Here is a 6,902-nt window from a genome sequence, read left to right as displayed (position 1 = left end):
TTTGCCGGTTCCGGCCAGCAGCCTGGAACGGAAGCGGCGACCGGCGATAACCAGTTCATCCATGGGCTTATCCTCTTCAGGCGGGTTACCCCCCGCCGACGAATTGCACGATCTCCAGCTGGTCACCGCGGGTCAGGTCGGTGTCCTCGAAGGCATCCCGCGGGACAATGGCCCCGTTCAACTCCACGGCAACCTTTGCCGGATCGAAATCGAGATGCGACAGCAGGTCCAGAACCGTCGCCGGCAGCGCCAGCACCAAAGGTTTACCATTTACCGTCAATTGAGACATGGCCCCCCTCTATTTCGACTTTCCGCAAACTGCGCCTTCCCTCAAACTGCGGGTTATTTTCATGGAACAGAAATCGGGGCCGCACATGGTGCAGTACTGCTCCTTGCTTTCCGCGTCATCCGGCAGCAGCGCCCTGCGAATCCCCATGGCCCGCTCGGGGTCCAGGCCGAGAGCGAACTGATCCTGCCAGCGGAACTCGTAACGGGCCTTCGACAGAGCATTGTCACGGGCCTGAGCCCCGGGATGCCCTTTGGCCAGGTCCGCCGCATGGGCGGCAATCTTGTGCGCCACGATGCCTTCGCGGACGTCGTTTTTATCCGGCAGACCCAAATGTTCCTTGGGAGTGACATAACAGAGCATGGCGGTGCCGCACCAGGCCATCATGGCGCCACCGATGGCGGAGGTGATGTGGTCGTAGCCGGGCGCGATGTCCGTCACCAGGGGACCGAGGGTATAAAACGGCGCACCATGGCAATACTTGAGCTGCAACTCCATGTTTTCCTGAATCAGGTGCAGCGGCACATGCCCCGGACCTTCGATCATCACCTGCACGTCGTGACGCCAGGCCATCTGCGTCAGCTCGCCGAGGGTTTTAAGCTCCGCGATCTGTGCTTCATCGTTGGCATCGAATATCGAGCCCGGTCGCAGCCCGTCCCCAAGGGAAAAGGTCACGTCGTAAGCTTTGGCGATTTCACAGATCTCCTCAAAGTGGGTGTAAAGAAAGCTCTCGCAGCCGTGGGCCTGGCACCATCTGGCCATGATGGATCCGCCGCGCGAGACGATGCCGGTAAGCCGGCGCTGCGCCGCCTCCAGCAGATTGCGTCGCACACCGGCATGAATGGTGAAATAGTCGACACCCTGCTCGGCCTGCTCGATAAGCGTATCCCGGAACATCTCCCAGCTGAGATCCTCCGCCTTGCCGCCAACCTTTTCCAGGGCCTGATAAATGGGCACCGTGCCGATAGGCACCGGACTGTTGCGGATAATCCATTCGCGGGTCTCATGGATATTCTGCCCGGTGGAAAGATCCATAACGGTGTCGCCACCCCAGCGGATCGCCCAGATCATCTTTTCCACTTCCTCGTCGATGGAGGAGGACAGGGCGGAGTTACCGATATTGGCGTTAATCTTGACCAGAAAGTTACGGCCGATAATCATCGGTTCGCTTTCCGGATGATTGATATTGCAGGGGATCACCGCCCTGCCCGCGGCCACCTCGTCCCGAACAAACTCGGGCGTGATAATGCCGGGGATCGACGCTCCCCGAGCATCTCCGGGGTGCTGTTTTTTCAGCAGATCAGGCAGGGTTTCCCGGCGCTGGTTTTCGCGGATGGCGATAAACTCCATCTCGGGGGTCACGATCCCCAGACGGGCATAATGCTTCTGTGTATCGTTGCCGCCTTGCGTGGCACGTCGCGGCACCCGCAGTGAAGGAAAGTGATACTTCTCCTGCCGATGTCGCTGCAGGCGCTGCCTGGCGTATTCCGAACTCGGCGCCTGCAGTATCTCGCTGTCGCCACGCTCGACGATCCAGCCGGCCCGCATGGCAGACAGCCCGGTGCGAATATCGACACTGGCGCCGGGATCGGTAAACGGCCCCGAGGTGTCGTACAGGTGAATTTTCAGAAGTCCGTCCTCGCAGGTTTCGGCATCCCCCAGCCGCTGCACGACCTCCTTCATGGGCACCCGGATATCCGGCCGCGAACCGGCCACATAAACCTTGCGCGTACCGATGACTGCCGCTTCGCCGGACGGCGCTGAAATCCGTGCGTTGGTATCTTCATGAAACTGTTTCATCATTTCGTCCCCAGAGCTGTTTTCCGGCCATGGCCGGAATCTGCTTGTCCCGTTCGCCCCATCGCGCAGTCATGCTGCTGCCGCCTGCGACAAAACCGTGTTTTGTCTCTTTAAATGGCAAAAACCGCGCCAACTAGCGCCTTCCCGACACCACTGCGCAGCCGCCCTGCTTTTCCCCCCACGTCATGCCCGTCTCGCCAAATCCGCCTTTGTTTTTACGGATGCGTTATCTCCCCAAAAAAACAGTTCTCTTCTCATTTTGAGACAGCTGTTTCGAACGCCAGACGAAACAGCTGTCCCTGGGAAGAGTATCAGGAATTCATCTTGCATTCGCTTATTGAAAAAAAGGCTGCCCGGAATGTGTTCCGGACAGCCTCTTTTTAATCAAGCCGCTTGTCTTTGCCCATAAGCTGCAAGAGGGTCCCCGGATCAGGGCCTCAGCGCTTGTTTGGCGGCACAATGGCATATTTTTCCATTTTTCGATACATGGTCGCGCGACTGATGCCAACGTCTCTTACCGCTCTGGATACCTGCCACTTGTGTTTGTGCAGGGCATCCAGTATTACCTGACGTTCCGCCTGCTCCATGGCGTTAAGCTCGGCCAGAATGCCATCATTGTCGTCGTCTTCATCATCCACCTCGCAACTTCTGTCCGGCAGGGCGGCTGGCGCCGGCCTCGGAATGGCCGGCTTCGCCCGGGCCGCGGGATCCGTCGCGCCGGTCACATCGACCGGCAGGTCGGCACAGGTGATGATCCCCTTGTCGCATACCGCGAGAGCGTAACGCAACGCATTGCGCAGCTGCCGGATGTTACCCGGCCAGGAAAAATCAGCCAGAACCCGCATCGCCTCGTCATCGATGACCGCCTGCTCATTGCCGCTGCCCGCTTCGATGGTCAGCACATCGTCGATCAGGCGTTCGATATCGGAGCGTTCCCGCAGGGAGGGCAGTTCAAAGGACACGCCGTTGAGACGGTAATAGAGATCCTCGCGGAAATCACCGCTGGCGACCATATCCAGAATATTGCGGTGAGTTGCACAGATCACGTGCAGATCGACGGGGATCGGGGTCTCGCCCCCCAGCGGCGTCACCTCGCGCTCGGCCAGCACCCGCAGCAAGCGAGGCTGCAGGCTGGCCGGCATATCGCCGATTTCATCGAGAAACAGGGTGCCACCGTCGGATTGCAGGATTTTACCCCGCATCCCCTTGCTGCGCGCGCCGGTAAAAGCCCCCTCCTTGTAGCCGAAAAGCTCGCTCTCGATGAGCGATTCCGGGATGGCGGCGCAGTTTACCGCAACAAAAGGCCTGTCGGCGCGGCGACTGGCATTGTGGATCGCCTGGGCGAACATTTCCTTGCCGGTACCGGTTTCTCCATTGAGAAGTATCGGAATCGGCTTGTTCATGACCCGCTTGATGCGCTCCACGCTTTCCAGCAGTTTGTGGTCTTCCCCTGCCAGATAATCAAGGGTCAGGGCCTCGCCCGGGGCAGGCACCTTTCTTTTCCGGGGGGCGGGTGCCTCGACTGCGGCGACCGGCTTGACGGAAATAGCCTGCGGGCAGCGCAGTGAACCGAACATGCGAAGCCCCATCTTCTGCGTGCGGATCGGCAGGACCATGCTGGATCGGGAAAAGATATCCAGCAACTTCTCGAAATCGATATCGAATACTTCTCCGATCAAACGACCTGCCAGACCGCCACCTCCGGTTTCCCCCGCCAGACTGCGGCAGGCAACGCGATCCGCCGCCAGAATTTTACCGTCGCCACCTATGGCGATCAGGCACTCACTCGACACCTCGGCGAGTTCCCGCTCGAAACTGAGCCGCAGAACCCACTGGTCTTCGAACTGGCTGAGAAAATAGGCCGATTCGATCATCCGCGCGGACTGAATGACTAATTGAAGAGCGAGATGCTGGCTTTCCTTGGAATCGGGAGAGTGAAAAGCGGAAACATCGATAAGCCCCATCGTCTTACCGCTCGGGCTGACAATCGGGGCACAGGAACAGGTCAGGTTGGCATTCTTGGCGCGAAAGTGCTCGCCCTTGTGCACGGTCAAGGCAACCTGCTCGATCATTGCCGTACCCACCCCGCAGGTCCCTTCGCGCTGTTCGTCCCAGACAGCCCCAAGGAACAAGCCGGTATCCTTCCACTGCCGGATATACCGCTCGTCACCGCGCCAGTCAACGGTAACACCGTTGGCGTCACACAACAGGGTCGAATAGCCGAGACCCGAAACCTGCCGGTGAAGGTGATGTACCGCCACTTTGGCGATGCGCAAGAACCGCTCGATCGGCTGAGTGTATCCCTTGAGCTCGCCCTCCGTCAACACCCGCACGGGATTGGGCTCGCTCGGATCGATGCCGTAATGCTGCAGGCTTCGTTCCCACGATGTGACAATGGGGATCTCGACCGCGGGGTCGTCCTTGTCCCGGTTGCCGGATACGCAGGAAAAGATCCGCTGTACGTGCCTGTTGATAGCCCGATCAGGCATTCTTTCCACCTCATGAATAATCATTGACGGAATACTGCCTTTGCAAAACAGATAACGCTTATATCGTTCATTAGATTATCAGACTCTTGTTCGCTTGACAACACTGCTGGCAAACACTACTGGTAAATATTGCGATAAAAAGAAAACATAAGATGCTAATTTAAAAGGCACCTCAATCCCGGTTGCTTGTCTTTTTAAGACACATCCATGCAACACCCAATATTTGCAAGCCTCTATCTGCCTTGCCGAAATACTTACCAAGGCTGAAATCGGCAAACCCCATTGTTTTGTGGCCGACCCTGCCTGCAAAAACCTCCCCCCGGCGATCCGGGGGGAGGTTTTCAGGCCATGCAGATGGTTTCCTGACTTTTCCGGAAAACCCTAGAAACTCCAGACGAAGCGGGTATAATCGTTGTTGGTCCGGGCAATGTTCCGTCCGTCGATACCATAGCTGTACCAGATATCGAACAGCAGGCGATCGGTGATCTTCATGCTGTTGCCGATACCGAGCTGCATGCGATCGTAGGAAGCGAGATCAGTATCAGCACTCTTGTTTTTGCCGGAACCGCCGGATTCCCAGTCGAAATGGATGTTGGGATTGACCCAGGGATTGTGCTTATAGGTGAAAACCCAGTTGGTAAACAGCGAGTTGCCATATTCGTACTTGGCACCCAGCTTCCTCCCGTCACCACGCATCTTGTAACCGAAGTCCCAGTCGATGACGAATTTGCCATCAAAAAGCTGATGGTTGTTCATCATGGCCAGGGTGTGATTGACGGAGCCATCGGAAAGCTCGTTGGATCCCCAGGGAAGATGCAGCCAGTATTCAAAACAAAGGGTCCAGCTCGGGATGGGCTTGGTCCAGGCCACCATACCGGTCTGCGGATCGATCAGACCGCTCAAGCTGTCCCCGTTCTCGAAGCCCAAACCGCCAAAGCCGACAACGCCTTCCCACAGAAAGCCCCAGTTCTCAAGGCCGTCGATGGTAAAGAGTCGGGCAAACTTATTGACGGAAAGCAGAGCATCGTAATTTTCCCCGTCTTCCCCATGATAGTCGGTAATATTCGACCAGACGTTGTAGGAAAGAAGAAGATTGATCGGTTTGTCAAAACCGACAGGCAGATTGTATTCGTTTGTTCCGATAACGCTGTACGGAATAATCGCATCGGCGAAAGACCGCGTTGCCATGGACAATCCGCCGATCATCAAAAATGACGTGACCAGCAGCATGGACAGAATCTTGTTCCTTATAGCCATCATACCACCTCCATCAAATGTGCTAGAAATTCCTGCAAAAGTATCTCCTCGAACAAACCATACCGGGTAATGCAAAATGATTGTCTGACCCTTCAATACCTCCTTTCGGATGGGCAGACCTTTCTCAGGGAACAACCGGGCTAGTATCAGCCCTGATTAAATACGATATCCGCATCCTGCATGATCATGGCGCCCGTTTTGAGCATGCCCTTCAAAATCGGCAGCAGCTCATTGAGTTTCGCTTCGGTATCGATAAATTCGATAACCATCGGTTGACATTTGACGGAAATCGTCATGCCTTCATGAATGGTACGGCATTGGTCGCAACAGAATCCGAATCCTTCGACTCCGCGAAACACCATGGACCCTTCTATGCCTTTTTTGAAGGCAGCCTGAACCATCGCCTCGTACACCAGCTCGTTGCCGAGCTTGGTTTTTTCGTTAAGAAAAATCCGCAATATTTTTGCCTTACCTTCAACGCTCATAATACCTCCTCAGTTCAAGGTGACGGGTTGGACACATTGACAAAATGGTGAAAGAGTCAGCCCAGTTTGTTCAAAAAGTGCAGTTCGGGGGGCACGGCGAACAGTTCATCCACCTTGCCGAGCAACGCCTTCAGATAAGGCATGCCAAGGTGCTTATCCAGCTCTTCCCGGTTTTTCCACACCTCGTAAAACACGAAGATCGCGGCATTCTCCTGGGATTGATGACAGTCGTAACTGATGCAGCCGGCTTCGGCACGCGTAGGCTCCAGCAATGACGTCAACTCTTTTTTTACAACCTCTTCCAACCCCGGCTTTGCCGTGAACTTGGCCACGATATACAGCTTGTTTCCGCTCAAAACAGGTTCCTTTCACGCTGGTGACGATGACGGCCGCATCGAAACGCGGGAGAGATCCCGGGGGCACCCGTCAGGGTTGCCCCCGGAGTCATAGAACTCTATACCAGGATAATCCCGCCATCGATCATGACCGACTGGCCGGTCATGTAATCGCCATCATCGGAAGCGACAAAGGATACGTAACCGGCAACCTGCTCCGGTTTTCCGACTTCTTTTGCAAGGATGGCGC

At 56.1% G+C, this 6,902-nt stretch carries 8 protein-coding genes; all 8 read right to left on the bottom strand.

Annotated elements, in window-relative coordinates:
- Positions 1 to 85: 85 nt before the first annotated feature.
- The 8 genes from thiS to AB7E65_RS11230 all read right to left on the bottom strand — a co-directional run bounded on the left by thiS (position 86) and on the right by AB7E65_RS11230 (position 6,897).
- Entirely contained in the window at positions 86 to 289 is a 204-nt protein-coding gene (gene thiS, locus AB7E65_RS11265; RefSeq protein WP_072286777.1) for a sulfur carrier protein ThiS, read from the bottom strand.
- A 9-nt stretch (positions 290 to 298) separates the two neighbouring features.
- Positions 299 to 2,089, bottom strand: coding sequence for a phosphomethylpyrimidine synthase ThiC (gene thiC / locus AB7E65_RS11260; protein WP_428745925.1), 1,791 nt, complete (start codon positions 2,087 to 2,089; stop codon positions 299 to 301).
- The gene (locus AB7E65_RS11255; protein ID WP_320362212.1) at positions 2,070 to 2,219 is read right to left on the bottom strand and encodes a hypothetical protein; all 150 of its coding nucleotides are present in this window, start codon (positions 2,217 to 2,219) and stop codon (positions 2,070 to 2,072) included. The genes thiC and AB7E65_RS11255 overlap by 20 nt, the downstream gene beginning before the upstream one ends.
- A gap of 304 nt (positions 2,220 to 2,523) precedes the next feature.
- Positions 2,524 to 4,575 (bottom strand): sigma-54-dependent Fis family transcriptional regulator, encoded by a 2,052-nt coding sequence (locus AB7E65_RS11250; protein WP_428745924.1) that lies wholly within the window; start codon positions 4,573 to 4,575, stop codon positions 2,524 to 2,526.
- Positions 4,576 to 4,956: 381 nt separating this feature from the next.
- Positions 4,957 to 5,835 (bottom strand): transporter, encoded by an 879-nt coding sequence (locus AB7E65_RS11245; protein ID WP_428745923.1) that lies wholly within the window; start codon positions 5,833 to 5,835, stop codon positions 4,957 to 4,959.
- Between the two features lie 143 nt (positions 5,836 to 5,978).
- Positions 5,979 to 6,317: a DUF190 domain-containing protein gene (locus AB7E65_RS11240; RefSeq protein ID WP_072286774.1), complete on the bottom strand. Its 339-nt coding sequence runs from the start codon at positions 6,315 to 6,317 to the stop codon at positions 5,979 to 5,981.
- Between the two features lie 56 nt (positions 6,318 to 6,373).
- A complete protein-coding gene (locus tag AB7E65_RS11235; protein ID WP_072286773.1) occupies positions 6,374 to 6,673 on the bottom strand; it encodes a putative quinol monooxygenase in 300 nt (99 codons plus the stop codon).
- 98 nt (positions 6,674 to 6,771) lie between these two features.
- On the bottom strand, positions 6,772 to 6,897 hold the full coding sequence (locus tag AB7E65_RS11230) for an SDR family oxidoreductase (protein WP_320362218.1): 126 nt from the start codon (positions 6,895 to 6,897) through the stop codon (positions 6,772 to 6,774).
- Positions 6,898 to 6,902: the final 5 nt, after the last annotated feature.

The organism is Syntrophotalea sp., from assembly GCF_050253115.1.
Classification (GTDB): domain Bacteria; phylum Desulfobacterota; class Desulfuromonadia; order Desulfuromonadales; family Syntrophotaleaceae; genus Syntrophotalea; species Syntrophotalea acetylenica.
This window is presented reverse-complemented; position numbering and strand designations above follow the sequence as displayed.

Excerpts from the sequence above, each read along its gene's own strand:
- thiS (WP_072286777.1), bottom strand. The coding sequence starts at position 289 with ATGTCTCAATTGACGGTAAATGGTAAACCTTTGGTGCTGGCGCTGCCG.
- thiC (WP_428745925.1), bottom strand. The coding sequence starts at position 2,089 with ATGATGAAACAGTTTCATGAAGATACCAACGCACGGATTTCAGCGCCG.
- AB7E65_RS11250 (WP_428745924.1), bottom strand. The coding sequence starts at position 4,575 with ATGCCTGATCGGGCTATCAACAGGCACGTACAGCGGATCTTTTCCTGC.
- AB7E65_RS11245 (WP_428745923.1), bottom strand. The coding sequence starts at position 5,835 with ATGATGGCTATAAGGAACAAGATTCTGTCCATGCTGCTGGTCACGTCA.
- AB7E65_RS11240 (WP_072286774.1), bottom strand. The coding sequence starts at position 6,317 with ATGAGCGTTGAAGGTAAGGCAAAAATATTGCGGATTTTTCTTAACGAA.